This is a genomic window from Martinezella tropici (assembly GCF_003287875.1).
Taxonomy (GTDB): domain Bacteria; phylum Pseudomonadota; class Alphaproteobacteria; order Rhizobiales; family Rhizobiaceae; genus Rhizobium; species Rhizobium tropici_C.
Genome location: NZ_QMKK01000030.1, coordinates 47,203 through 73,473, shown reverse-complemented (window position 1 = coordinate 73,473; position 26,271 = coordinate 47,203). Strand labels below are relative to the sequence as shown.

At 58.2% G+C, this 26,271-nt stretch carries 27 protein-coding genes and 1 pseudogene; 15 read left to right on the top strand and 13 right to left on the bottom strand.

The features are described from left to right. Nucleotides 1-8: 8 nt before the first annotated feature. The 4 genes from DQ393_RS11900 to DQ393_RS11885 are packed head-to-tail and all read right to left on the bottom strand — an operon-like array spanning nucleotide 9 to nucleotide 4,434. A complete protein-coding gene (locus DQ393_RS11900) occupies nucleotides 9-1,709 on the bottom strand; it encodes a dipeptide ABC transporter ATP-binding protein (RefSeq protein ID WP_112341994.1) in 1,701 nt (566 codons plus the stop codon). Further along, a complete protein-coding gene (locus DQ393_RS11895; RefSeq protein ID WP_112341993.1) occupies nucleotides 1,706-2,557 on the bottom strand; it encodes an ABC transporter permease in 852 nt (283 codons plus the stop codon). The genes DQ393_RS11900 and DQ393_RS11895 overlap by 4 nt, the downstream gene beginning before the upstream one ends. After that, on the bottom strand, nucleotides 2,554-3,492 hold the full coding sequence (locus DQ393_RS11890) for an ABC transporter permease (protein ID WP_112341992.1): 939 nt from the start codon (nucleotides 3,490-3,492) through the stop codon (nucleotides 2,554-2,556). Before DQ393_RS11890 ends, DQ393_RS11895 begins: the two co-directional genes overlap by 4 nt. A 51-nt stretch (nucleotides 3,493-3,543) precedes the next feature. After that, complete coding sequence (locus DQ393_RS11885) at nucleotides 3,544-4,434, bottom strand: proline iminopeptidase-family hydrolase (protein WP_112341991.1); 891 nt, start codon at nucleotides 4,432-4,434, stop codon at nucleotides 3,544-3,546. Nucleotides 4,435-4,565: 131 nt separating this feature from the next. Here DQ393_RS11885 and DQ393_RS11880 point away from each other — a divergent pair, with 131 nt between their 5' ends. The 8 genes and pseudogenes from DQ393_RS11880 to DQ393_RS11835 all read left to right on the top strand — a co-directional run bounded on the left by DQ393_RS11880 (nucleotide 4,566) and on the right by DQ393_RS11835 (nucleotide 13,049). Next, nucleotides 4,566-5,348 carry a LuxR family transcriptional regulator gene (locus DQ393_RS11880; RefSeq protein WP_112341990.1) on the top strand — a complete coding sequence of 261 codons (783 nt, stop codon included), beginning with the start codon at nucleotides 4,566-4,568 and terminating at the stop codon, nucleotides 5,346-5,348. Nucleotides 5,349-5,402: 54 nt separating this feature from the next. Next, the gene (locus DQ393_RS11875) at nucleotides 5,403-6,317 is read left to right on the top strand and encodes a proline iminopeptidase-family hydrolase (protein WP_181592326.1); all 915 of its coding nucleotides are present in this window, start codon (nucleotides 5,403-5,405) and stop codon (nucleotides 6,315-6,317) included. A gap of 170 nt (nucleotides 6,318-6,487) precedes the next feature. Then, nucleotides 6,488-6,797 (top strand): annotated as a pseudogene (locus DQ393_RS11870) (type II toxin-antitoxin system RelB/DinJ family antitoxin). 269 nt (nucleotides 6,798-7,066) lie between these two features. Continuing rightward, complete coding sequence (gene cyoA / locus DQ393_RS11865) at nucleotides 7,067-7,996, top strand: ubiquinol oxidase subunit II (RefSeq protein ID WP_112341988.1); 930 nt, start codon at nucleotides 7,067-7,069, stop codon at nucleotides 7,994-7,996. A 2-nt stretch (nucleotides 7,997-7,998) separates the two neighbouring features. After that, a complete protein-coding gene (locus DQ393_RS11860) occupies nucleotides 7,999-10,011 on the top strand; it encodes a cbb3-type cytochrome c oxidase subunit I (protein WP_112341987.1) in 2,013 nt (670 codons plus the stop codon). Next, entirely contained in the window at nucleotides 10,008-10,700 is a 693-nt protein-coding gene (locus DQ393_RS11855) for a cytochrome c oxidase subunit 3 (RefSeq protein ID WP_112341986.1), read from the top strand. Before DQ393_RS11860 ends, DQ393_RS11855 begins: the two co-directional genes overlap by 4 nt. Then, a complete protein-coding gene (gene cyoD, locus DQ393_RS11850) occupies nucleotides 10,700-11,113 on the top strand; it encodes a cytochrome o ubiquinol oxidase subunit IV (RefSeq protein ID WP_112341985.1) in 414 nt (137 codons plus the stop codon). The genes DQ393_RS11855 and cyoD overlap by 1 nt, the downstream gene beginning before the upstream one ends. A 667-nt stretch (nucleotides 11,114-11,780) precedes the next feature. Next, on the top strand, nucleotides 11,781-13,049 hold the full coding sequence (locus DQ393_RS11835) for a DUF892 family protein (protein WP_112341982.1): 1,269 nt from the start codon (nucleotides 11,781-11,783) through the stop codon (nucleotides 13,047-13,049). 239 nt (nucleotides 13,050-13,288) lie between these two features. Here the strand turns inward: DQ393_RS11835 and DQ393_RS11830 are convergent, their stop codons facing one another. From DQ393_RS11830 to DQ393_RS11820, 3 genes are all read right to left on the bottom strand, one after another. Beyond that, nucleotides 13,289-14,236, bottom strand: a complete 948-nt coding sequence (locus tag DQ393_RS11830; protein ID WP_245430322.1) for an alpha/beta hydrolase — start codon at nucleotides 14,234-14,236, stop codon at nucleotides 13,289-13,291. A 35-nt stretch (nucleotides 14,237-14,271) separates the two neighbouring features. Then, complete coding sequence (locus DQ393_RS11825) at nucleotides 14,272-14,769, bottom strand: DUF4142 domain-containing protein (protein WP_112341980.1); 498 nt, start codon at nucleotides 14,767-14,769, stop codon at nucleotides 14,272-14,274. A 193-nt stretch (nucleotides 14,770-14,962) separates the two neighbouring features. Continuing rightward, nucleotides 14,963-15,205: a DUF6894 family protein gene (locus DQ393_RS11820; protein ID WP_112341979.1), complete on the bottom strand. Its 243-nt coding sequence runs from the start codon at nucleotides 15,203-15,205 to the stop codon at nucleotides 14,963-14,965. Nucleotides 15,206-15,339: 134 nt separating this feature from the next. Between DQ393_RS11820 and DQ393_RS11815 the strand changes: the two genes are divergently transcribed. Next, entirely contained in the window at nucleotides 15,340-15,597 is a 258-nt protein-coding gene (locus tag DQ393_RS11815) for a hypothetical protein (RefSeq protein WP_245430321.1), read from the top strand. Between the two features lie 137 nt (nucleotides 15,598-15,734). On the opposite strand, the gene DQ393_RS11810 is transcribed toward DQ393_RS11815, so the two are convergent. From DQ393_RS11810 to DQ393_RS11785, 6 genes are all read right to left on the bottom strand, one after another. Further along, complete coding sequence (locus DQ393_RS11810) at nucleotides 15,735-15,962, bottom strand: hypothetical protein (RefSeq protein ID WP_112341977.1); 228 nt, start codon at nucleotides 15,960-15,962, stop codon at nucleotides 15,735-15,737. Nucleotides 15,963-16,467: 505 nt separating this feature from the next. Further along, the gene (locus DQ393_RS11805) at nucleotides 16,468-17,421 is read right to left on the bottom strand and encodes a sulfonate ABC transporter substrate-binding protein (RefSeq protein ID WP_112341976.1); all 954 of its coding nucleotides are present in this window, start codon (nucleotides 17,419-17,421) and stop codon (nucleotides 16,468-16,470) included. A gap of 766 nt (nucleotides 17,422-18,187) precedes the next feature. Then, on the bottom strand, nucleotides 18,188-18,898 hold the full coding sequence (locus tag DQ393_RS11800; RefSeq protein ID WP_112341974.1) for a transporter substrate-binding domain-containing protein: 711 nt from the start codon (nucleotides 18,896-18,898) through the stop codon (nucleotides 18,188-18,190). Between the two features lie 60 nt (nucleotides 18,899-18,958). Next, nucleotides 18,959-19,723 (bottom strand): 4-hydroxy-2-oxoheptanedioate aldolase, encoded by a 765-nt coding sequence (gene hpaI, locus DQ393_RS11795; protein ID WP_112341972.1) that lies wholly within the window; start codon nucleotides 19,721-19,723, stop codon nucleotides 18,959-18,961. 7 nt (nucleotides 19,724-19,730) lie between these two features. Further along, complete coding sequence (hpaH, locus tag DQ393_RS11790; RefSeq protein WP_112341970.1) at nucleotides 19,731-20,513, bottom strand: 2-oxo-hept-4-ene-1,7-dioate hydratase; 783 nt, start codon at nucleotides 20,511-20,513, stop codon at nucleotides 19,731-19,733. A gap of 20 nt (nucleotides 20,514-20,533) precedes the next feature. Then, nucleotides 20,534-21,427, bottom strand: coding sequence for a dioxygenase (locus DQ393_RS11785; RefSeq protein WP_112341969.1), 894 nt, complete (start codon nucleotides 21,425-21,427; stop codon nucleotides 20,534-20,536). Between the two features lie 252 nt (nucleotides 21,428-21,679). Between DQ393_RS11785 and DQ393_RS11780 the strand changes: the two genes are divergently transcribed. The 6 genes from DQ393_RS11780 to DQ393_RS11755 are packed head-to-tail and all read left to right on the top strand — an operon-like array spanning nucleotide 21,680 to nucleotide 26,266. Next, nucleotides 21,680-22,417, top strand: coding sequence for a GntR family transcriptional regulator (locus DQ393_RS11780; RefSeq protein WP_112341968.1), 738 nt, complete (start codon nucleotides 21,680-21,682; stop codon nucleotides 22,415-22,417). Beyond that, complete coding sequence (locus DQ393_RS11775; RefSeq protein ID WP_112341967.1) at nucleotides 22,417-23,238, top strand: sugar phosphate isomerase/epimerase family protein; 822 nt, start codon at nucleotides 22,417-22,419, stop codon at nucleotides 23,236-23,238. The genes DQ393_RS11780 and DQ393_RS11775 overlap by 1 nt, the downstream gene beginning before the upstream one ends. 49 nt (nucleotides 23,239-23,287) lie before the next feature. Then, nucleotides 23,288-23,956 carry an amino acid ABC transporter permease gene (locus tag DQ393_RS11770; protein WP_112341966.1) on the top strand — a complete coding sequence of 223 codons (669 nt, stop codon included), beginning with the start codon at nucleotides 23,288-23,290 and terminating at the stop codon, nucleotides 23,954-23,956. 9 nt (nucleotides 23,957-23,965) lie between these two features. Then, entirely contained in the window at nucleotides 23,966-24,616 is a 651-nt protein-coding gene (locus tag DQ393_RS11765; RefSeq protein ID WP_112341965.1) for an amino acid ABC transporter permease, read from the top strand. A gap of 44 nt (nucleotides 24,617-24,660) precedes the next feature. Continuing rightward, nucleotides 24,661-25,485: a transporter substrate-binding domain-containing protein gene (locus tag DQ393_RS11760; RefSeq protein ID WP_112341963.1), complete on the top strand. Its 825-nt coding sequence runs from the start codon at nucleotides 24,661-24,663 to the stop codon at nucleotides 25,483-25,485. 19 nt (nucleotides 25,486-25,504) lie between these two features. Next, the gene (locus DQ393_RS11755) at nucleotides 25,505-26,266 is read left to right on the top strand and encodes an amino acid ABC transporter ATP-binding protein (RefSeq protein ID WP_112341961.1); all 762 of its coding nucleotides are present in this window, start codon (nucleotides 25,505-25,507) and stop codon (nucleotides 26,264-26,266) included. Nucleotides 26,267-26,271 lie beyond the last annotated feature (5 nt).

Here is a 26,271-nt window from a genome sequence, read left to right as displayed (position 1 = left end):
CTTCGTTGTTATCGCATGCGTTTGGCTGATTGGGTCTGCCCTGCGGGTGTCGCATCGCGCTCGCCGTGCAAGGGCTTGTCCGGATCGATATCGGGAATGGCTGCAATGAGCGCTGCGGTATAGGCATGCTTCGGGCGAGAGAAGATCTCCTGCGAGCGGCCTTCCTCGACGATCTCGCCGCGATACATCACGATGGTCCGCTCACAGAGATCGCGCACGATGGCGAGGTCATGAGCGATGAAGATCAAGGTCAGGTTCATCCGGCGCGTCAGTTCACGGAAGAGATCGATGATCTGCGCCTGGATGGTGACATCGAGCGCTGCCACGCATTCGTCGGCGATTATGAGCTTCGGATTGACTGCAAGCGCCCTTGCAATGCCGGCGCGCTGGCATTGGCCACCGCTCATGCTGCGCGGCTTTCGATCGGCGAATTCGCGTTCCAGCCCGACGAGATCGAGCAACTCTCCGATGCGAGCGGGAATGTCTGCCTTCGCGACCTTGCCATGGACTTTCAGCACTTCGGCAAGCGTCTGGCCGATCGTCAGGCGCGGGTTCAGCGCGTTGAACGGGTCCTGGAAGACCATGGCGGTTTCGCGCCGGAGCTTTGCGAGGCCGGCACTCTTCTGCTGGGTGAGGTCGACACCGTCGAACGTGACGTGGCCGGAGGAAATCGGGGTGAGGCCGAGAACGGCACGCGCAAGCGTGCTCTTGCCGCTGCCGGACTCGCCGACAATGCCGATGGTTTCGCCCGGCATGATCTGCAGGCTGACGCCGGAAACGGCGCCGATCGTCTTTGCGCCGCTGCCCCTATAGAAACCGCCGCCGACCCTGAAGTCGACACGCAGGTCATCGATTTCAAGCAGCGGCTTGGCTGACGTTTTCGCCCTGGTTGGCCCCGATTGCGTTACAGCTTCGTCGGGCAGGGAAGGATGGCTGTTGATCAGATCAATCGTATAGGGATTTTCAGGCCGGCTGAGGATCGTCCTTTTGGGACCCTGTTCGAGCACCCGGCCGCTGCGCATGACGGCGATCCTGTCGCAGGTCTGGGCGACGATGCCGAGATCATGGGTAATGAGGATGATCGAAAGCCCGCGCTTGTCGCGAATGTCGATCAGGAGCCGCAGGATCTGCGCCTGGATGGTGACGTCGAGGGCCGTCGTCGGCTCGTCGGCGATCAGGATCTTAGGGCTGCAGGAGAGTGCGACACCGATCATGGCGCGCTGGCGCATCCCGCCGGAAAACTCGTGCGGATAGCTGTCATATTGTCTTTTGGGATCAGGAAAGCCGACCTGCTCAAGGATCTCGATCGCCGCTGCACGGGCTTCGCGCGCCTTGAGACCTTGATGGTAGTGGATGCCTTCGGCGATCTGGTCGCCGATGCGCATGACGGGGTCGAGATGGCTCGTCGGATTCTGGAAGATCATGCCGATCTCGCCGCCACGCACCTCAAGCATCTCGGCATCGCTGATTTCCGTGAGTTCCCGTCCTTCGAGACGGATGGAACCGCTGTCGATCTTCAGAAGCGATGAGGGCAGCAGCCGCACCAGCGAACGGCACAGGAGGCTCTTGCCCGAGCCGCTCTCGCCGACGAGGCCAAGTATCTCGCCCCTGCCGAGATCGAGCGAGACGCCGTCGATCAGCCTGCGGGCGCCGTTGTCGAGACGGGCCTGGACCACGAGGTCGCGGACGGAGAGGACGGGCTCGCTCATTCATGAACTCCAAGCAATTCGCCGAGCGCATCGCCCAGCATGCTGAAGCCGAAGGCGAGGCACACGATGGAAAGGCCGGGAAACAGCGTGATCCACCAGGCCGTGGTGATGAAGCTCTGGCCTTCCGCCACCATGACGCCCCATTCGGCAAGCGGCGGCTGAACCCCGAGGCCGAGATAGCTGACGGCCGCGCCGCTCAGCAGCACCAGAACGGCATCCGACATGGAAAAGACGATCGAGCCGGCAATGGCATTCGGCAGCAGGTGGCGGAACATGATCCTGGGCCGGCTGAAGCCGAGGCTGACGGCGGCAACGGCATAATCGCTGCCCTTCAGCACCAGCATCTGCGCGCGGATCAGGCGCGCGTAGGAGACCCAGCCGACCAGGGCCATAGCGATATAGAAGCTGCTCAGCCCCGGCCCCAGAATGGCGATGATCGACAGCATCAGCACCAGGAACGGGAAGGCGAGGATGATATCGACGATGCGCATGAAGAGCGCGTCGACAATGCCGCCGAAGAAGCCGGCGATGGTGCCGACCGTAGTGCCGATCAGAAACGGGAAGAGCACGCCGATGACGGCGATCTGCAGATCGATGCGCGTACCCCAGATGACGCGCGAAAGAATGTCTCGTCCGAAATTATCCGTGCCGAACGGATGCAGGAACGACGGCGCCTGCAGGCGCATGTCGGCATTCTGGAAGATCGGGTCATAGGGCGCGATAAGTGGCGCCAAGATTGCCAGAAGAAGGAAAAACAGAAGGATGCCGCCGCCGAGCGTCAGCGTCAGGTGCTTCCCCAAAAACCTGTTCCAGCCAGGGGAGGCCGTCGCTGTCGTGTCGATGCTCATAGCTTCACCCGCGGATCGACGGCGACCGTGACGATATCGGCGAGGAAGTTGACCAGCACCGTGGCGCAGGCAAATACCATCGCAACACCCTGGACGACCATGTAATCGCGCGAGAAGATGGCGCGCACCAGCAATTGGCCCATGCCGGGCAAGGCAAAGACGCTCTCGACGACGACCGTGCCGCCGATCAGCCAGCCGATGTTGACGGCGAGCAGATTGATCGTCGGCACCAGCGAGTTCGGCACGACATGCCGCCAGAAGACGATGCCTTCCGGCATGCCGCGGGCTCGGGCCGCCGTCGCCACATCCGATTTCAGCGCTTCGATCATCGCTGCCCGCAGGCTGCGGGTCAGCACGGTCGAAAGCGACAGCGCAACCGTCAGGGCCGGCAGGATGAGATGGGCGATCTTCTCGCCGATGGTGGAGCCATAGCCCGAGACCGGCAGCATCCCGAGTTGGACGCTGAACAGGATGATCAGCATCAGCCCCAGCCAGAAGGGCGGAAAGCCGATGCCGAAAGTCGAGACGACGCGCACGATGTGATCCGGTGCGCGGCCGACATTGCGCGCGGCAATCGCCGACATCGGCACGGCAATCAGGACCGACAGGATGACGCTGGAGACGACCAGCGCGACGGTCGGCTCGATCCGGGTCGAAATCAGCGGTAGCACGTCGATCTTGTAGAGGATCGATTTGCCCATCTCGCCATTGCCGAGATTCTTGATGAAATAGAAATATTGCAGCCACATCGGCTGATCGAGGCCGTATTGCGCGCGAATGCTGGCAAGTGCGGCCGGGGTGGCGCGCGTGCCGAGGATATTGCGCGCGGGATCGCCGGGAATGAGGCGGACCAGAACGAAGGTGATGACGCTGATGCCGAAGAGGACAGGCAGGAACTGCAGCGGTCGCGTCAGTACGAATCTATAGCGATGCATAGCGGCGATCGCCCCCTTGTCGTCGGTGGGATTGGATCACCTTAGCTCGCATCAGCTTGCCCTATGCCGCGACAGGAAGTCGAGGAGCGCCGGATAGTAATCCCACGGGTTCTCATAGAAAGGCATGTGGCTGGCATTGGCAAAGACCTTGAGTTCGGCATCCTTCAAGGCAAGCTTCATCCTGAGCGCACAGGCCGGCGTCAACTCGTCATGTTCGCCTGCCGTGATCAGCACTGGCATGGCAAGCTGCGGAAGGTCCGGAATGCGGTTCCAGTCCTTGAGATTGCCGATATAGAGAAATTCGTTCGGCCCTTGCATGGTCTCATAGGGACCCATGTTCCAATCGTCGAGCGAGCGGCGGACAGGTGCCGGCCATTCCGGCAGGCGGCAGACATGGCGGTAGTTGAGGATGGTGACGGCGGCGAGATATTCGGGGTGATCATAGGTGCCCTGTGCCTCGTGCTTCTGCATCATGGCGACCGTTTCCGGCCCGAGTGCCGCGCGCAGCCGCTCCAGCTCCGAAATCAGGTGCGGCATGTCGGCGACGGTATCTTCGAGGATCAGCGTCTTGAGGTTCTCGGGATAGGTCAGCGCGTAGTCGATCGCCAGCCAGCCGCCCCAGGAGTGACCGAGCATGTGGACTTTACCGAGACCGAGTGCCTTGCGGACGGTCTCGGTCTCCTCGACATAACGGCCGATGGTCCATAAACCCTTGTCGGTCGGGCGGTCTGAGGCGCCCGTGCCGAGCTGGTCGAAGGCGACGACCCTGTATCCCTTGTCGACCAGGCAGGAGTGTGCCTCGCGCAGATAGTCGCAGGGCAACCCGGGGCCGCCGTTCAGGCAGAAGACCGTTTCAGAGCCGCTGCCGAAGCTGTAGGCGACCACCTTGTAGCCATCGACCTCGACGACATGCCGCGCCTCGGGCTCAATTTCACGCCACATTGACAACTCCGGCGAAAGATTCTGCTTGCTCAATATTTGAGCACGGCTAAATTTTTACCTTAAACCGCGCTCGGCACCAGCTATAAGAAGTGATAGGTTGGGAGGTCGCAGGCACAGACGGGAACCGCTGCATGTTCGATCAAATCGGAACCATCAGGCGCCAGTTCACGGCGCATCAGACGCTGGACGGCCGCATCGATCATATCTTCGAGAGCATGAAGGCAATCGGGTTCGAGGCCTTGATCTACGACTATTCGCCGGTGCCCTACGACCTCGACGGCAAGATCATGATCCCGTCGCTTCTGAAGCTCAGGAACATCTCCGACGACATGTATGAATACTGGTTCGATCGCGGCTATTTCCGCATCGATCCGGTGCAGCAGGTGGCGCTAAGAACCTCGGCGCCGTTCTTCTGGAATTACGATCCCGATGCCGATACGCTGATCAAGCGCTTCATGAGCGAGGACACGGTTCCCGTTGCGCGCTACCTGAGCGAGCGCGACATGTCGACGGGTGTTACGGTGCCGGTTCACATGCCGCGCGGCGACTATGCGACGGTCACCGGAATTCGCTTCGGTGCCAATAAGGAGTTCGAGCGCGATGCCCTGCGCTACATTGCCGATTTCAACCTGCTGGCGCATGTCTTTCACGAGACCGCCTATTCGCTCTTCGACACCGCAGCGCTGAGCGTCGGCAAGATCCGGCTGACGGAGCGCGAGAGGGAATGCTTGCGCTATTCCGCCAAGGGCTATTCCGCCAAGGAGATTTCCCGCATCATCGATCGCTCGGTGCCGACCGTCGTCATGCATTTGAATGCCGCGGCAAAGAAGCTCGGCGCCAAGAACCGCACCCAGGCAGTCGTCCGCGCCACGCATTATCGGCTGCTGGACGCACAGCCATCCTATAACTTCTGATAGCTGCCGCACCCGTTTCGGCCGCGTTATGGTCTGGTCCATCGAAGCCTGGAGATGGAGAGACACGTGGCCGCAATCCCGACGCAGGAAGCCTTTTTGCCCTTTCGCGAATACCGGACATGGTACCGCATCACCGGCTCGCTCGATTCCGGCAGGTTGCCGCTCGTCGTCGCCCATGGCGGGCCGGGCTGCACTCATGATTATGTCGATAGTTTCAAGGGTATCGCCGAAATCGATGGCCGCGCCGTCATCCACTACGATCAACTCGGCAACGGCAAGTCCACGCGCCTGCCTGACAAGGGTCCCGATTTCTGGACACCGACGCTTTTCCTGGATGAGCTGGATGCGCTGCTGAAGCATCTCGGCATTCAGGATCGCTACGCCTTTCTCGGTCAGTCCTGGGGCGGCATGCTGGGCGCCGAACATGCGGTGCGTCGACCGAAGGGGCTGAAGGCGCTGGTGATCGCCAATTCGCCGGCCAACATGCACACCTGGGTCGCGGAAGCGAACCGTCTTCGCGAGGAGCTGCCGCAGGAGGTGCAGGACACGCTGCTAAGGCACGAACGGGCCGGCACGATCACCGATCCGGAATATATCGCCGCCTCCCGTGTCTTTTATGATCGCCATGTCTGCCGCGTCGTGCCCTGGCCGGAGGAGGTTGCCCGCACATTCGCCACCATGGATGAGGACAATACCGTTTACCGCAACATGAACGGCCCGACGGAGTTTCACGTCATCGGCACCATGAAGGACTGGACGATCGAAGACAGGCTTGCCTTCATCGAGGCGCCGACCTTGCTGATCTCGGGCAAATATGACGAGGCGACGCCGCTGGTGGTCAAGCCCTATGTCGATGGCGTAAGGAGTTGCGAGTGGGTGCTCTTTGAAAATTCAAGCCATATGCCGCATGTCGAAGAGAAGGATCTTTGCCTGAAGACGGTTTCTAGTTTCCTGGAGCGGCATGATTGACGATCCAATCTTCACGGCACCCCGGACGAATAAGGGGTGCCCATCCCCTGCAACTATCGCGCCAAGCGTTTAGGCCGCAGACAACGTAACAACGCCCGGTGAGGGCCTAAACCTCGCTATGGATTTTGTCATTCAAATGCATTACCTTTTTGTTGAATGTGGAGATAACCATGGCTGCAAACGCACTTGTCCAAACACGCATCGATGCCTGACGTTCGGGATCGAGCCTCCGCCGTCCTTGAGAGCATGGGACTAACGGTATCGGACGCGGTGCGCATCCTACTCACCCGGACGGCTAATGAAGGTGCATTGCCACTTGAACTCTTTTCGGGCAGCGAAGCTCACGACAGTTGGTTTCGCACGAAGGTGCTGGAAGCGCTGAACGACACTCGTCGCGACATTTCGGATGATGAGGTCGAGGCACATTTCGCTGAGCGCCGATCGACCGCGCGTCTCAAAGTGGACGTCCGCAAATCGTGAAGCTGACGTGGTCTGCGTTCGCTCTATCGGATCGCGACGCCATATTCACATATATATTGTGCGCCAGAGTTCGCATCAACACTTGGTAGTCCCTGAGTGACGCCAGTTCGCTGGAGTAACGCTGCGTCTTGAACCTGCCACAGCAACGTTGGGCATCCAGGGGACGAGCCTGTACTAAACTCGACAGGACGAAAGGTCGGTGCATTTCGGATGGAACAATGCCTGACGTCGCAGGTTCGGGGGAACCGCAACGGGGAGGACGATCCAGAATGAACGGCTTGGAGAATCCGAAATCGGTGCCCCTTCGCATATGGCGCGGCGCCGCCTTTTACCTGTTGGGTTTCAGCCTTTCCTCATGTTCGGTCGCAGTGTTGAACCCGGCAGGCCCCGTTGGCGCCGGCGATGCCGCGATATTGATCAATGCGACCGTCATCATGCTTGCCATCGTCGTGCCGACCCTCCTGCTGGCGTTCTGGATGGCATGGCGCTACCGCGCCTCTAATCCCCGAGCGGAATATCTTCCCTATTGGTCCTACTCCGGCCGCATCGAGGCGGTCGTCTGGTCGATTCCGATCCTGACGATCATGTTCATCGGCGGTCTGATCTGGATCGGCTCGTACCGGCTCGATCCATTCAGGCCGTTGTCATCGAGCAAGCCGCCTCTCGAAGTTCAGGTGGTATCGCTCGACTGGAAATGGCTTTTCATCTATCCGCAAAACGGGATTGCTACCGTCAATCAAGTCGTCATCCCGACTAGCACACCGGTGCACTTTTCGATCACCTCCGCAAGCGTTTTCAACGCATTCTTCGTGCCTCGGCTTGGATCGATGATCTACGCCATGCCTGGCATGATCTCACAACTGCATCTCCAGTCGGATGAATCCGCTCGCTTGCGAGGCATATCCGCGCAATTTTCCGGCGACGGTTTCTCAGACATGCAGTTCGAGGTCAAAAGCATCCCGGATGCCGAGTTTGAAACCTGGATGAAGAGTGCTCAGGCGACCAACCTTCCCCTTGATCGGGGTGCCTATGGCAAGCTTTTGCAGCAAAGCGAGCGCGTCCAGCCCGCGACCTACCGATTGGCGGATCCTGGGCTTTTCAATGCCATCGTTCAACAGACGATTCCGCCAGGTCCTGGGCCAGAGGTCGAGTCTCCCCAACATGCGGGTCGCGAGACTTCTACCGGCGGAAAGGATTGACCATGTTGGGAAAACTCGGTCTTTCGGCGATTCCCCTGTCTGAGCCGATCCCCCTGATCACATCCATCGCCGTTATCTTCATCGCGGTGGCGGTCTTGATACTGGTCACCGTGAGAGGATGGTGGCCTTATTTGTGGCGAGAGTGGATCACGAGCGTCGATCACAAGCGCATCGGCATCATGTATTGCTTGCTCGGTGTCGTGATGCTCATTCGCGGCTTTGCCGATGCCATCATGATGCGCACCCAGCAGGCCGTCGCGATCGATGCCCCCGGTTATCTGCCGCCCGAGCACTATAACCAGATCTTCACCGTGCACGGAACGATCATGATCCTGTTCGGCGCCATGCCGCTCGTGCTGGGATTCATGAATTTCCTCGTGCCGCTGCAACTCGGTGTACGCGACGTTGCCTTCCCGACATTCAACTCGGTTGGGTTCTGGCTGACGGCCAGCGGTGCGCTCCTCGTCAATGTGTCGCTTTTCATCGGCGAGTTCGCCCGCACCGGGTGGCTTCCCTATCCGCCCCTCAGCGAGACGAGCTATACGCCAGGCGTGGGCGTCGACTATTATCTTTGGGCGGTGCAGATTTCCGGGATCGGTACCCTGATAACAGGCATCAATATCGTCACAACCATATTGAAAATGCGCTGCCAGGGCATGAGTTATCTCAGAATGCCGGTCTTTTGCTGGACGGCGCTCGCTTCCTGTCTGCTGATCGTGGCAGCCTTCCCGATTCTGACGGCGACCCTCGCCATGCTGACGCTCGATCGTTATGTCGGATGGCATTATTTCACAAATACGGCGGGCGGAAATCCAATGATGTTTGTGAACCTGATATGGGCGTGGGGGCATCCGGAAGTCTACATCCTCGTCTTGCCCGCCTTCGGCATCTTTTCAGAAGTCTTTTCGACCTTTTCCGGCAAGCCGCTATTTGGATATCGCTCCATGGTCGCGGCGACGATGTTCATTTGCATCGTTTCGATGCTGGTGTGGCTGCACCACTTCTTCACGATGGGAGCTGGCGCCGCGGTCAACACCTTCTTCGGTATCTCTTCCAGCATCATAGCCGTCGGCACCGGCGTCAAAATCTACAACTGGATCTTTACGATGTATGGCGGAAGGGTTCGTTTCGAAGTGCCGATGCTATGGTCGATGGGCTTTATCTTCACGTTCACCATAGGCGGATTGACAGGCGTCCTGCTCGCCATACCGCCAGCGGACTTCCTGACGCATAATTCCATGTTTCTCGTGGCGCATTTCCACAATGTCATTATTGGCGGTGTCGTGTTCGGCGTCTTCGCGGGCATGGAATTCTGGTTTCCGAAAGCGTTCGGTTTCCGGCTTCACGCAGGTTGGGGCAAAGCAGCCTTCTGGCTGGCTTTCGTTGGGTTCTGGGTGACCTTCACGCCTCTTTACGTTCTCGGACTTGATGGGATGACACGACGGCTGCAACACATCGACGTTCCCGAATGGGCGCCCTGGCTTTATGTCTCCGTCGCCGGTGTCGGCATCCTAATCCTGGGTGTCGTCGCGCAAGTCATTCAATTGGTGGTCAGCATCCGCGAACGGGAAAAGCTGCGGGATATCACCGGAGATCCGTGGGATGGTCGTTCTCTTGAATGGGCCACCCCATCGCCGCCGCCGTTTTTCAATTTTGCCGTCATGCCGAATGTCGAGGGTGAGGAGGCCTATTGGGGTATCAAACTGCGCGCCGTTGAATCTCAGCATCTGTCGCCGGAACCGGATTATGAGCCGATCGAGATGCCTGTGAACAGTCCGGTTGGCGTCTATACGGCCTTTTTCGCCACGGTCTTCGGTTTCGCGATGATCTGGTACATCTGGTGGCTTGCCATCGTGGCGCTTGTGGCCGCTTTCATCGGCTTCGTGGTCTTCGCGTGGCGCGACGTTCATGAATTCGAGGTTTCGGCCGACGAGGTCGCGCGCGTCGACCGCGCCCGGCGCTCCGCTCGCGAGGCGATGCTTGCGCGAATGTCCGAACAGGGAGTATTGCCATGACCGATACCGGCCTGCCGGCGAGCGTCGAAGCCATACGGCGCGTTCGCGAAGATCCGCATCGTCTGGGCCACCGTGCTCACGGCTCCGGAGAGCCCGTGGCGGGAACTGGCCAGGGCGCTACCGGTCCCGCCAATAAGCGGATTCTTGTCGGCTATGGCTTCTGGATCTATCTGCTGAGCGACATCATCATTTTCTCCTGCTTCTTTGCCGCATTCGCCGTGCAAAGGGGAGCGACGGCAGGTGGGCCGACGATTGCTGATATGGTCGATGTGCAGCGCGTGGGATTCGAGACGGCGGCGCTGCTGTTGTCGAGTTACACCTGCATGCTGTCGTTTGCGGCGACAAATGTACGCAATAAGCTGTGGACGCTTATATTCCTGCTTCTGACAGGCCTGCTGGGACTGATATTCGTTCTTCTTGAGCTGTTGGAATTCATTGAACTATCCGACCGCGGCTTCACGCCGCAACGCAGCGCAATGCTCACTTCCTTCTATGGGCTAGTCGGACTGCATGGACTGCACGTCACGCTCGGCGGCGTATGGCTGGCCACGATGATGGCCCAAGTCTTTATAAAAGGATTTCGCCGCGAGATCATTCATCGATTGATCTGCTTCAATCTCTTCTGGCATGCACTTGATATCGTCTGGATCGGCATTTTCACGATCGTCTATCTGATGGGAGTTCGCTAATGAGTACCTCCGACACCGACACGGACATATATGATAACAGGCGGAACTTGCGGGACGACCATGCGCCCGGTGACGAGCCACCGGAAGAAAGCGGCCATTGGGTGTTGAACGCAAACTTGGGTCTCGGATTTTCGATCATCCTGACGGTTGCTTCCTTTCTGCTAGCCACTTCCAACATCGTTTATGGGCCGGCAATCCCGGTAGCGCTGGTCGTACTCGCAATCGCGCAAATGGGCGTCCACCTGGTTTTCTTTCTGCATATCACCACCGGCCCAGACAACACAAACAATGTGCTCGCGCTGGCGTTCGGCATATTGGTCGTGGTGCTTATTGTCTTAGGTTCCATCTGGATCATGGATCATCTGAAGCAAAACATGATGCCGATGGATCAAATGGTGAATATGCAGCCATAGATAAGCATATCGATCGAGCGGATGGAGTGGAAAATGTCGGATATATGGCGGCCTACTTGGTAGGACTATTCGATCTTATTTCCACGTTTGGCTGTGATTGAAGAATTCTACCGAAGCTCCGAAATTTCTGAACGGAACATTAATGTCCATCTGGAGTTCGAGATTTTATCTGTAACGGTGATATCAGTATCATAGCATGCCTGCGACCCAACGAAAATCGAGTGAAGGAGCTTCAATATGTCGTCGAGGTGCTTCGCTGTTCTGTTTGCGGTCTGTATTTCGCTCACGACGGGATACATGATCAGTTTCGTATGGCTTTCTGTTGCGGTGGCATACTAGCTTCAATTATCGTTAATGCAGGAAACTATCTTATTCATCCACGCGTGATTTGTTTCGATCGTCCTCGGAAATCCATACACCCTGTTGCCAATCGGCCTGGAGGCGGATTTATACAAACCGGCCGCTTGACGACGATTCAGTAACGGCTCGGTGATATCCCAAACATCGAGAGTTGCTTGATACGCGATAGCGTTTGCGGTCGGCTCTCTAGCGTCCGCGACCGGATCCGCGACGGGTAAACGCTTGGCGGTGAAGTCCATTAACTCGAAAACAGCCGGAACATTCTTCAGGGCGCTCGGTTAGTTGCGATCAATGAGGAGGATGTCGCATGTATCACCATGTCAAGAAGCTTATGTATACGGTGCGGGTCGATGAACCCGATCCGAAGTTCGGGAACATGCTGCTAGAGCAATTCGGCGGTGCGAACGGCGAGCTTGCGGCGGCCATGCAATATTCCATTCAAGGACTGAATTGCGAGGATCCTGGACGTAAGGACCTCCTCATGGATATCGGAACTGAAGAGCTCAGTCACCTTGAGATCGTTGGCACACTGGCCCGAATGCATTTGAAACCTCTGAAGTCGGTTAGAGAAGAGGCCGAGGCCGACCCGCTCATCGCAATTGCCGGCGGCGGCGGGGTAAATCTCTTCAATTCGATGGGGAACCCTTGGACCGCGGACTATCTCAAGATCACCGGAGAATTGGACGTTGATCTGCGTAGCAATATTGCAGCAGAGGCGCGAGCGAAGATAGTCTACGAGCGGCTGATCGATTTTTGCCGCGACCCGGGAACGAAGGATGCGCTGCAATTTCTGATGACGAGGGAAATCACCCACATGCGTGCGTTCTCTCTCGCCCTTGAAAGCATGGGAAAGCCGCCGTTGAGCGTCGGAAAAATTGCGCCAACCGCTGGTCTCGTCGATCAGTTTTTCAATGACTCAACTGGAGAAGGCGATCTCGGGGAGGTCGATACGCGCGGCCCCTGGAACGAGGGCGTAGATTGGGAATTCGTCGAGGCTCCCGCTTTCCAGAGCATCAGGAATACTGAAAGCGGCGGACCGGCGATTAAAGCTCGCAGTGCCCTTTCGGAAGGGTCGGAAGCGATTCAGGACGTGCTCGTCGATGAGTTGCGTGACCTGCTGCATGCGGAAAAGCAACTTTTGAAAGCTTTGCCCAAGATGCAGAAAGCTGCTCGCAGTTCGCAACTGCAAACGCTTTTCGAGCGTCACCTCGCGGAAACGGAGACGCAGGTCGATCGCCTGAACGAATGTCTCCGTTTTCTCGGTTCGACCTCACGCGCCAAACCCTGTAAAGGAATGGCCGGTCTGGTCGAGGAAGGCGAGGAGGTGATGGCAGAGGGAAAAAAGAAAGAAGACGCCCCTGCGGATTTGGCGCTGATCGGTGCGGCGTTGCGCGTCGAACACTACGAAATCGCAGCCTATACGACTGCACGGAATCTCGCCCTGCAACTTGGCCAGTCCGCAGTTGCTCAGTTACTCACATTGTCTCTTGGCGAAGAGCAGAATGCCGGCCAATTGTTGGACCAGGTCGCTCAGCCGCTGATGTCCGCCGCGAGAATGCCGCGCAGTGTCACTTGAGAGTGTCGAGAATGTGCCTGACCACAATGCCAATGCGCATTACACCAGGGCTCTGGCACGATATAGACCCACAGGTTCCACTTTCGTGCCAAATGACCCGGCTGTACCGCCGGGTCGACATCTGGGGTTGGTGTTCCGGCGTTTTTCCGCTCGGCTCCGATCTTCACACAACCGGCCGATGGGGACGTCACAGCATCACGCCTCATACCAGGCCGAAGGGCAGCCGTCTGGCGGCCGCGTCATGCTTGCGCGTAAGGGTTCCGTGAGCTTTCAGCATGCCGTGCCATGTCAAACGCTTGTTTGATCCATCTCGCGGCGAACTCATTCGCCTTGTTGGCAAGCGATGTTGGAAAGCGGTTGAACCCGTGCGGTGCCTCTGGGACGATGATGCAACTGCAGTTTCCATTCCGCCGCAGCCATTTTGCGCTCATCTCGATGCTGTCGTCGACGATCGGATCGAGCGCGCCGGCGATGAAAAGTGCCGGCGGCAGGCCCGTAAGATCGCAGTGAAGCGGACCTCGTTGTCGGTCATCTGGAAGGGAAGGGACCAATCTGCGTAGATTTGCGATAGTCGCTGGACCGTCAATGAGAAGGCTGCGATGTGATGCTTCGCGCAGGCTTCCTGATGCACCCAGATTAAATCCACCACATACCGAATAAAATCCGGCAATGTGACTGATCTTGCTGATCCGTTGCAGATGAAGGAGGGCTTCGCATGCGAGGTGAGCCCCTGAGGACTCGCCGCCGATGACGACGCGATCCACATTGAAATCGATCAGGTTATCGATCAGCCACTCGGTCGCGGAAATGCATTGCTGCAGTGTGCGCTCGAGACGATCGTCACGGGCATTTCGAAAGTCGACCGCGGCAACCAGGATTCCGTGCCGCTGCGCCATCCGCTTTGCCAGGCCATCCTCCAGACGTGCATTTCCCATGACCCAGGCGCCACCATGAAAATGGATGTAGAGGCCGGCAGGCGTAAAGGGTGGCGCCGTGAAGCGAATGGCGACCGGGCCGGCTTTCGTTTTTATGGTGCGGATATAGACCTGCCTATGAAAGATCACGTCGAGGATGCAGAGCTGACACGCCTCGATTAGCCCTTGCAATAGCCTAGCGTTCCAGCGGCGGTCCGGCCGATATCGGGGAAGATGATTGAGCATCCAGTTAAGCCGGCGCGCGCCGATCAAATCCTCCGCAGCCCAAAAGCGTTCTTCATCCCGCATCATTTGGAGGTCAGCGCCTGGACCCTTGTCAGATGCATGCGCAGATCCGGCAGGAGCTTTTCCGCGCTTCTTTTAAGTCGGCCATCGGGACCCTTCTTGGAATAGGCGTCGAACAGTTCCACCGCCTGCTGATGTGCGGTGACCTGGGTCGACAGATATGCCTGATCCAGGTTGGGCGGATCGCTCTGCTCCAGGGCGGCCAGCTTCTGTCTGTGCTCGTCATCGAGGGCGCCAGGCAACGCAATGCCATCCTGCTTGGCGGCGTCGCGCAACATCGTGTCCGCCTCGCCATGGTCCTTCACCATATCCTCCGCAAGCTGCTTGGCGTCATGTGCACGGCCTTTTGCAATCTCGATCCGGCCGGCTTCGACCTCAAACATGTTCGAGATCGCTGCTTTCGTCGCGAAATCGGTTGCGTGTTGCATTACGCCATTGTCCGCCGCGGTTGCGGGGAGGGCGGTCATGCAGAGAGCGAAAACGGTGGTCGCGATCTTCATGGAAATTCCTTGCGAGGCGTGACATGGACTAATCTATCCCACGGCTAACCAACAATCACGATCAATGTTCCAGGTGCGGCAGGCAATTGCTGTTCTAATGGTTTCAGCAGCCGAGGATGCACCGACGGATATTTGAAACTGGAGCCAGCCCCACCTTCGCAAGTCGCCTCTTCAATGCCCAGTTTCCGTCTAATCATGTTTCCTGCTTCGGAATTTCTTCAAGCAGCAGCCGAAGCTCGACGATTGGCCTCCGCTCATGGTCGAATACTTCCACCGCCAGCATATTAAGTGGTTCTTCGGGAAGGCCATCGCGCGCAATCTCGGCGAGGGCAGTTCGAGCTTGGCGCTTCGCGTCCTCCACTGTGGCCAAGTTGTATTCCAATTCGACGGGCAGCGGGCCCTTTTGCCCGAGAAGTTGAAAAAGGAATTTTGACATCGAAATCTCCGTTGGAAAGAGAATGCCTAGACCTGCTGTCGGTTCTCTGGCGGGCTGCTCACCAATCTCTTTCTCGAAAACCCGGGTCAGAGTATTATACGACAGGCTCTCACCCGACTTGGTCCATTGTCAGCGTGCTGGCGGGTTCGGTCGGGCAGGCCGTTGAACTGTTGAAGAGCCAACGTCCGGATGCTGCTGTTCTGGATGTCACTCTCAATGGCGAGAAGATCACGCCTGTCGCCGTGCTTCTCAAGACGTGGGGTGTTCCGTTCGTCCTCGCCAGTGCGAGCGATCCGGCGGAACTCGCCAGGCATGATGTTTTGGCTAACGTGCCCAATCTCGGGAAGCCCACCGACATGAAACGTCTTGTGGAGGTCGTTCGATCGCTTTGAAGCCGTGCCGAGAGATTGACGATCACCGCCGAGTTCATTTTCCGCCAAGCCGCTCAGCCTGGATTCTACGGATGCCGACCCTTAAATTCCCGCATCTCCAAGATCAGCCGACATAAGCAAGAGGCGTGCACCGCCGTTCAGTCCCGAAAATGAACGGTGGTGGCGATACTAAGCTCGAAGAGCTTTTTCTCATCGTGGATGCCCTGCTGATAAAGCTTGCTGACAAAGGCTGCAATGTCCTCAGCGTTCTCGTGTTCGCGACTGATGTCCAGGCGGGTAAGGATGGCGTTAAAGGCGCTTTGGCAAATCGCGAGCGCCTCGGAATCCAGGAACACATCTCTGGTGCGAGAGTATCTGTTGACCACCCTTCGCCATCTCCTGGAGACATATCGTAACAGGGGGGAGATTAGAGCTTTCCTGATGGCATTTCAATGATGCACAAAGGTCAGCAAACCCGTTTCGCTAGACGACGTCCCTCGCCCGATCAATATCAGTATGGCGGTTCGCGGTCTCAAATCAGTCATTCCGTCAAGGTCAAGCCGATGTATGCCCACGAAATTTGTGGCAAAGGACTTTTATAACAACAGCGTCGTCTTTGACGTACCATGGAAGCGGTTGACGTAAACGCATTTTGCGTAGCGCGCTGATGTGATCCATTTTGCACGTTGATCCGTCCCGCGTGGGTGAAGAAATCAAGTGATTTCGATAGGTTAAAAGTGTTCATATGAAACGGCGCAATGCGCGACGGGTCCTTTTCATAGAAATCAACACAGCGTAATGCCGCAGAGCGAGAGATGGCTTGCTTAAACGTCAAGCGAGACGGCGACCAACCTTCTCGCTTGAACGACTATCAGGGCCTTGAAGACGGCGCTATGCCTTGTTCCTGCGTACAGCGTCTGCGACCGTCACCTTCTTGGGGATGAGCTTGAGTTCGAAAAAGGCGTCAGCGATGGCTTGCTGTTGTGCCACGACGGACTCGTCGAGGCTCCTGATGCCATAGGATTGACGCTCCAGCGCTTTCACGAGGACAGGTTGCGGGATGCCGACCGACGGTGATAGTTCCGCGGCAGCCGCCGCGGTGTCGGACTTGGTCCATGCGTCAATCTCGGAAATAGCCTCGATTAGGACGTCAACGGCCCCGGCGTGATTGTCGACCAGCGCGTTGGTGCCGAGATAGAACTGGTGATTGGGAACGATGCCCTCACCGTTTCTAAGCTCTCGCGCCTCAAGCGCCACTTCCGCCGCTGCTTGAAAGGGATCCCAGATGACCCATGCATCGACTGCGCCCCTTTCGAAGGCCGCGCGGCCGTCGGCTGGTGCGAGAAAGGATAGCTCCACGTCCTTATAGGTCAAGCCAGCTTCTTCAAGGGCTTTCACGAGCAGATAATGCACGTTCGATCCTTTGTTGAGGGCGACTTTTTTACCCTTCAAGTCTGCAACGGACTTTATGGGGCTATCTTTCTGGACAAGAATGGCTTCGCCGCGCGGGGCAGGCGGCTCATGCGCAATGTAGACGAGCGGAGCGTTCGCGGCCTGGGCGAAAATCGGCGGCGTTTCGCCGGTCGATCCGAAATCGACAGCACCCGCATTCAGTGCTTCAAGGAGCTGGGGACCGCCAGGAAACTCTGCCCATTCAACCTTGTAGTTGATCGCTCCGAGTTTCTTTTCCAGCGTTCCTTTGCCCTTGAGAAGCACCAGTGTTCCATATTTTTGATAGCCGATACGCAGGACCTTGTCGGCCGCGTTCGCCATTCGAATATCCACCAGCGGCACCGCGATTGCACCGGCCACGATCGCAGTGAAAGCTCGTCTTGTGATCTTCATCATGCTCTCCGAAACAAGGTCACGCCAAACTAGAGTATCCTTATCTTTTTTCTAGAAAGTATGTGCTCCGGCGTGCGCTTCTCTGGGATTCACTTTTTTATTCGGTCGCGATAGTAGGCAAAAGAAATGCGTCTCATGCCATGCTGATGACCGCCGGTGGGGCCACTCTCTGTCGCGCAATGCCTAGGGAATATCGGGACGGCGCTACCCCTTACCAACGGACGCGGTCATCCAAATGCCGGAGAACTTGCATGGCCTGGCGACGGGAGCCTTCCATCAGGCGGTCCGAACAGCTCCTAGTTTTCGCCCGATGTGAAATCGCATAACATCTCTCTTCGTTACAGATGGTCAAAGGGAGCATTAGGGATGTCCATGCCGCCGATCTATTATGGGTTCACGAGGGCGGTTGCCTTAGGTGTTATGATTATTGTTCCCGCCGTTTTCTGTGCTTCCTGCTCGACGATCGGCGGAACTGGCGGGCAATCCGGTCGTGCAGCCTTGAGCAAGTCGACAGATCCTGCCAAAGACAAGGCGGCCGACCGTCGGCGATGGGCAGAGAGAGTCCAGCGGGACAACCAATTAGCGCCAAGCGGGTCGGCAACGGGTTCCTATGGCTCTTCCCGTCCTCTCCTTACCTGGTGAGCGATAGACTGGCGAACTGCTCTGCCTCAGGCCTTATGGAAGGGATTCGGCTTAAGCCGGCTCGGCATAGGTGCCTTCTTTCCTTACGACGAGTGAAATTGGCGTTACGCATCTACGGCAGGCGTCAGGGAAGTCCTTCACTGAGGCTGCCTTTTTCTCCCCCGACATCCGCGCCGCCGAGCCGCCGCACGAAGTCAGCGAAGAAGTGCGAGGCACGAGTGGCCCGTTTGCGCACCGCGATTGTCTGGGGAATTCGCGAAAATACCCCATCTACCACCCGGAAGCCTTCCATCCGCTCCGAGGCATTGAAGAGGAATTCGGTCAGTCCCGCCGCCGCGTCGCATTCTCGGTTGGCGAGAAAATCGAGGGCGGCCGCGGGGCTGTCGACATGCAATACCGTGGCTCGCTTGAGTATTCGCTCAAGCTGCTTTGTATAGGCTGCGCTACGCGCGGAAGCGATGCGAATTCCCTTGGAATCGAGCTCGTCCGCCGTTCGGCAGGGTGACGCCACTGGAATCAGATAGGTGGCCTCGACCGAGATGTAGGGAGGCGAGAAGCTGAAGCGATCGGTTCTCGATGGGTCAGACGCGATGAAGGCGATGTCCCACTCGCCGCCGTCCGCGGCGGAAAGAATATCTGCGGCCGATCCGTATCGTATCAGCGAAAGCTCGCGATCAAGTTCGTGGGCGATCCTACCCGCAATTTCCGCACTAGGGCCCACTAAGGCGCCTGCGTTTTCATCCCAGCGAATCAAAGCTGCGTTCGACATATTAACCGCAGCTCTAATGGTTCCAGTCGGCGCTATCTCCGACCGAACCTGTTCCAAAGCGAACATGCTATGTCTCCCTAGAGCGTGATGCCGAACGTGTAGGCGGTTTTCGCACGACATCCGGCTCTAGCGCGAAAACCTGGACGCAAGTGCTTCCGATCCTCTGGCAAGGAGGGCAACATCGACGCCGACTGCCGTGAACAGCGTTCCCTGCGCAATGCAGCGAGCCGCAAACTTCTCGTCAGGCGTCAGGATGCCCGAAGGCTTACCGACGGTTTTCAAGCGCTCGATCGCATTCTCGATTGCCGAAACTACCTCGGGATGTCCGGGTTGGCCGGGATAGCCGAGGCTGGCGGCGAGGTCCGCCGGACCGATGAAGATCCCGTCGACTCCGTCGACCCCTGCAATGGCTTCAAGCTGATCGAGCGCCTCTCGTGTCTCGATTTGCAGCAAGAGGCAGATCTCCTGTTCGGCGGTCTGCGCGTAGTTCGGCACGCGCCCGAAACGGGTGGCGCGGGTGAGGGCGGAGACGCCGCGAATGCCTCGCGGTGCGTAGCGCGCGGCGGCCACGGCCGCCTTCGCCTCCTGTTCATTCTGCACATAGGGAATGAGAAGCGTCTGGACACCGATATCCAGAAAGCGCTTGATCAATACGGGGTCGTTGAAGGCCGGGCGCACCACGGGGGCGACGTCGTATGGCGCGACCGCCTGCAGCTGTGGAAGCACAGTGAGGACATCGCTGGGAGAATGCTCGGTATCGAAAAGCAGCCAGTCGAAACCGGATGGTGCGACGATTTCCGCTGCATAGCTGCCCGGAAGGCCACACCACAATCCGATCTGACTTTGACCGGCCAGGAGTTTTCGCTTGAACCTGTTGACGGGGAGTTCCATTAGATCCTCACACGAACGAGACGCCGATTGAGCCGACGGGGCCGTAGTCGGCCTGGATCACGTCGCCTCGGGCGATATCCACAGGGCGGGTGAAAGAGCCGGCCAGCACGATCTGCCCCTTTTTCAAACCGCCGCCCACCGCATGGAGCTTGTTTACCAACCACGCGATCCCGGCTGCTGGATGGCCCATGATCGCTGCAGAAACACCGGATTCCTCGATGATGCCGTTCTTCGAGAGGGTGGCGCCCACCCAGCGGATGTCGATGTCCATCGGTCGAATGATGCGCCCGCCAACAACGACCGCCCCAAAAGCGGCATTGTCGGCGATCGTGTCGGTGATCGCTCTCGGAACCTCGGTGCGATAGTCGATGATCTCGAGAGCCGGGACGACGAATTCAGTCGCCCTCATCACGTCGTAGATCCGCGCACCGGGACCTTCGAGATCCTCGCCCATCACAAAAGCGAGCTCGACTTCCAGGCGGGGCTTGATAAAGAGGTCCGCCTTGATCTGCGCTCCGTCATTGTAGAGGGCGTCGTCGAGGATGACGCCATAGTCGGGCTCGGTCATCTTGGATGCCATCTGCATCGCGCGCGACGTAAGGCCGATCTTGTGACCGACGACCCGAGCACCCCTAGCAGTCCGAGCCTCCGCCCAGAGCGCTTGAATTTTATAGGCATCTTCAAGCTCCAGACCGGGATAGGTCTTGCTCGGTTGAACGATTGGCTTGCGCTCGGTTTCCGCCTTCAGAAGGGCGTCGGCCGCCTCTCGGCGTTCCTGTTCTGTGATCATCGGTTCGGCTCTGTCGTTGGTTATTTGATCGGTGGACGCGGCAGCACGGCTTCGCCGGGCTCCATAACGTAGGTGTAGTCGAGTGAGAACCAGGGGCCGTAGACGCCCGGCTCGGACGGATGCGGTTCGTCATGGCGGACGAAGTCGCCGGTCAGGGCTGCCGTCACTCCAAACTGAACGTCGGAATCGATGTGCGGATCGCTTGGATCGAAGACCTGGGAAATCAGCGTCTTGTATCCCTGTTTGAAGATAAGGGCGTGAAGATGCGCTGGTCGGTACGGGTGACGTCCCTGCGCCTTTAGCAATCGGCCGACGACGCCGTCGACCGGGATCGGGTATCCGACCATCTTCACGGTGCTGAACCAGAAGCGGCCGTCGGCATCCGTGGTGAACTTGCCCCGAAGGTTCATCTCAGCCTGATCGGGGTCCTGGTTTTCATAGAGCCCAACGGGAGAAGCATGCCAGACGTCGACCTCGGCACCCGCGATCGGGCTGCCGTCCCGATCTACTACCCTGGCGCGGACATAGAGCGGCGTGCCCGGCGTGTCGGAGCGGATGATTGTACCGCCGTTTTCGACACGGGGAGAGTTCAGGCGCCAGAACGGGCCGAGAAGAGACTGCGACGTCTCCGTCTGGCCACCGTCGCCGTTGTTCAAAAGGCAAACCAGCGAGGATACGCCGAGAGATCCGGCCATGAGAACAAACTCGTTGTGGCTGTCCGTCTGCAGTTGTCCGATCTCGTTGAGTATCGCCGTAGCTTCGCGGAACTCGACTTCGGACAATCTTACCTCCCGCACGAATGCATGGAGATGCTTCACCATTGCGACGAGGATCTCCCGCAGACGTGGATCCTCGGTTTTGTTCATCGCCGCGAGGACGGCAGGCGTCAGCTCGCTTTCGGTTTTTATGGCCATAGGGCTACCTCCCAATGGCCCCGACTATTTAGAATAATCGATTATCTGTCAATGAATGTTACGACGGCTTTTCCCTTCAAATGAGGAGGAATTGGCTAAACATGATGTTAAATATCTGAAAATACTTACTTAAGTTCACTAAACATATGGATCGCAGCTGCCATAACGGGCCGGGTTACGTTTTTCGTTGACACAAATAATCGTTTATCATATCGATCATCGACAGTTGATCGAAATTGCCGGGGAGCAGGGATGAGCTCGAGCGACGACAGCGCCTCTGCGCCACTGACAGACGAAGAGACGGCGTCCGCGGGTTTTGCCGATGATGGCAAGAACACCATCGGAAGCCAGTTGGCGTCGCGGTTGCGCGAGGCGATCATCTCTGGCGAGCTGGAGGCCGGCAGCAAGATCAATCTCGACAAGGCGCGCCGTACGTTCAATGTCAGTTTAAGCCCTCTGAGGGAGGGGCTTGCACGCCTGATTTCCGACGGCCTGGTGGAGTTTCAGGACAACCGTGGCTATCGCGTAGCGCCGATCTCGCTGGCGAATCTGGAAGAAATTACAACGCTGCGCGAAGAGCTCGAAGTCTTTGCGCTGCGGGAATCCATGCGCATCGGCGATGTCGAGTGGGAGGGCAATATAATGCGCTCGCTCCATCGCCTGAACCGCACGGAACGAGATGCCTCACGGCCTGAGACGCTCGAGCAATGGGAAACGCTTCACCGGGAATTCCATCTCACGCTCATTTCCGGTTGCGGCAAGCCGCTTCTGTTGCATTTCTGCGGCCTCTTGCTGAACCTGAACGACCGATATCGCCGGGTCTTCCTCATCAGGACTTCCGGCGACCGGAACGTCGGGCAGGAGCATAGCGAGATCGCACAGGGAGCGGTCGCGCGGGATGTCGAATATGCCTGCGAGAAACTGCGGCAGCACATCCACCGCACGGGGACGAACCTTCGAAATCATCTCGCGACGAAAGGGATCGTGTGATGGTGGCGCCTGGATCAAGATCGGAACAGAAGATTGGCGTTGCGCACTTCTCCGCCATCTCCCTGCCGCCGAGCGATTTTGCGAAGGCCGCAGCGGGGGCGGGCTTTTCCAGAATTGGACTGAGGCTCAATCCGGCATTTCCTGGAGCGCCATACTATGAGCTGCCTGTAGGCGGTCGCGCAGCGGAAGAATTGAAAGCCGTATTGCGCCGCGAAGCGCTCGAGGTCTTCGATATCGAGTTCTTTGTCATCGATCCCTCGTTCAACGCCTCGTCTCTGGAGCCCATAGTGGCTGCGGCCGCCAACATCGGGGCCAAGCGTCTGAGCGTGTGCGGCGACGATCCGGAGCGGAGCAGGCTGCAGTCGAACTTCACCGAATTCTGCAGCCTTGCAAGCGGCTACGGATTGGCAGTCGATATCGAGAACATGGGATGGCGGACGGTCAGAACCTTCGCTGACAGCGTCGATCTACTGAAATCGAGCGGCGCTTCCAATGCCGGTGCACTCGTTGACGGAGTGCATTTCTTCAGGAACGGCGGAACGTTGACGTCGCTGCGCGCCGACATCGACAGGGTCAAGCACGTCCAGTTATGCGACGTCATCGGACCCGCTCCGAACACGGCGGAGGCCATGATCGTTGAGGCCCGAGGCGAGCGCCTTGCTCCCGGCGAGGGCGAATTGCCGTTGGGCGAACTGGTTGAAATAGCCGACGGGGCCGCATCGATCTCGGTCGAAGTACCTCTTTCAGGCTCGGCAGACGCGGAGGAGCATTTGAAACGCCTGTTCGAAGGGGCCTTACGAATATTTAAGCCGGGTCAGTGATCGCGGCGCCGGCGAGGCGAGAGCCGCGCCGAAGGGAGGAAGCCAGCAGATGGGTTACAGGTTTGATTTTGGCGCGGTCTTCGACCGCGCCCCGGAATTGTTTTGGGGTTCGCTCGGAACGTTGGGTCTCGCCTTCGCCGGGATGCTGCTCGCTCTCGTAATCGGGATCCTGGGAGTTGCAGCGAGAACGTCGAAGACCGCGTGGGTTCGCGCTCCGGTTATCGCGTTCGTCGAAGTCGTCCGCAACACGCCGTTCCTGGTGCAGATCTTCTTCATCTACTTCGCCCTCCCGCTCATGGGCATCCGCCTGAACCCGACGGTCACTGCAATCATCGCGCTGGGGATCAACGGAGGCGCCTACGCTATCGAGATCATCCGCGGGGGCGTCGAGAGCATCAACAAGGGACAGATCGAAGCCGGTTTTGCGCTCGGGTTGCACAAGGCCGACGTCTTCCGGCTCATCGTTCTGAAGCCGGCACTGCGAGCGATCTACCCCTCTTTGACGAGCCAGTTCGTGATGCTGACCTTGACCACGTCGGTGTGCACCTCGATCGCCGCATATGAGCTGACTTCCGCGGCGCAGCGCATCGAGTCGGATACGTTCCGAAGCTTCGAAGTCTACTTCACCGTGACCGCAATCTACCTGGTCATCTCAAGCCTGATGATGGGAATCTTCGCCCTGATCTCCCGTTCCTACTTCAACTATCCGACTCGATAGGAGGCGCTCATGGGTCCCATCGGCGATAACGAGCTGTTCTTCATCCTTCAGGGTCTGAAATGGACCGTATTGCTGGCAATTATCGGTTTCATCGGCGGAGGCGTGTTCGGCATTTTGATCGCGCTTGCGCGCACGTCGAAGCATCGTTTCGCCCGGCTTGCATCATCCGGCTATATCGCGCTCTTCCAGGGCACGCCGCTCCTGATGCAGCTCTTTGTCGTCTACTACGGCGTTGCCTTGCTTGGCATCGACGTCAACGCCTGGGTCGCTGTCGCGATCGCGTTCACTCTCCACGCAAGCGCCTTCCTCGGCGAGATATGGCGCGGCTCGATTGAAGCCATTCCCAAAGGGCAGACCGAAGCCGCGCACGCTCTTGGCCTGCATTACGTCTCCCGAATGAAGGACGTGGTTCTGCCTCAGGCCTTGAAGATCTCGATGCCTGCGACCATCGGCTTTCTTGTGCAGCTCATCAAGGGGACGTCGCTCGCAGCGATCGTGGGCTTCATCGAGCTGACCCGGGCTGGCCAGATCATATCGAACCAGACCTACCGCCCGCTGCTCGTCTTCGGGATCGTCGGAATAATCTACTTCGTAATTTGCTGGCCTCTTTCCCATGTCGGAAGCGGCCTTGAGAAACGGATGGCAAAAGCCGCCCGCTAAGCCTGCTTCGGGAGAAGTAAACAGCACAAGAGGAGGAAAGTGCAATGAGTACCAATCGTAGGAAATTTCTCGGTCTAGCGCTGGCGACCGCTACCTTCGCCGCCGTCGGCGCTGCGGCAGCGACCGCGTCATCTGTCGAAGAGATCAAGTCGAAGGGAACGCTCGTCGTCGGCATCCAGGGCGACAACGCGCCTTGGGGCTTTGTGAACTCGAGCGGCAAACAGGACGGCTTTGACGCCGATGTGGCGACGCTGTTTGCCAAGGAGCTCGGCGTGAAAGTCCAGTTCCAACCGCTCGCGGTAGCGAACCGCATTCCCGCGCTGACGACCGGCAAGGTCGATATTCTCTTCGCCACGATGGCAATGACGGAAGAGCGCGCCAAGTCGATCCAGTATAGCAAACCTTATGCGGCCAACACGATTTCGCTTTATGCCGCCAAAGCCGACGCCGTGAAATCGCCGGCCGACCTGGCTGGTTGGGAAATAGGGGTGCCGAAGTCCAGCTCGCAGGACAAGGCCGTAACCGACGCGGTCGGATCGACGGCCACCGTTCGCCGCTTCGACGATGACGCGGCCACCATCCAGGCCCTGATCTCCGGACAGGTAAAGGCAGTGGGCGGCAATCAGTTCTACGGGCAGAGGCTCGATGCAGCCAGTGCCGGCACGTATGAACGAAAGATCGACTTCCTGACGACGTACAACGGTGTGGGAACGCGGCTCGGCGAGAAGGACTGGAACGAGACGGTCAACGCCTTCCTCGACAAGATCAAAGGCAACGGCGAACTCGCTGCCATCACCAAGAAGTGGATGGCAATCGATCTTCCCAAGTTCCCTGAATCCATCCCCAACATCCCGTTTACCGTCAAGTAAAGCATAAATGGAGGGCGCCGTGCTCAATTCCCCCAACGATCAGTCGACCTTGATATCCCTTGATAAAGTGGAGAAATGGTACGGCGCCTTCCATGCCCTGAAGAACATCAATCTGTCGGTTCGCAAGGGAGAGAAGATCGTCCTTTGCGGACCGTCCGGCTCGGGCAAGTCCACCTTGATCCGTTGCATCAACGCGCTTGAATTGATTCAGGGCGGCAAGATCGTGGTGGAAGGTCAACTGCTGGACGGCACCACCAAGGCGGTCGACGCCATTCGACGTGAAGTCGGAATGGTTTTCCAGAACTTCAATCTCTTCCCGCACATGACCGTGCTGCAAAACTGCGCGCTTGCGCCCATGAGAGTGCGGGGCGCAAGCCGGGCGGACGCAGAGAAGTTGGCGCGAAAGTATCTCGAGCGCGTCCGCATCCTCGATCAGGCGGAAAAATATCCGGCGCAACTCAGCGGCGGACAGCAGCAGCGCGTCGCCATCGCGCGTGCCCTATGCATGGAGCCGAAGGCGATGCTTTTCGACGAGCCCACCTCCGCCTTGGATCCCGAAATGGTCAAAGAGGTTCTCGACACCATGATCGGCCTCGCAAGAGACGGCATGACGATGATCTGCGTGACCCATGAAATGGGTTTCGCCCGGCAAGTCGCTGACAGGGTCATCTTCATGGCTTCCGGAGAGATCATCGAGGAGGCGGAGCCCGAGACCTTCTTCAAGAACCCCAAGCATGACCGGACGAGGGCATTTCTCGGCGAAATCCTTGCGCATCACTGATCGGG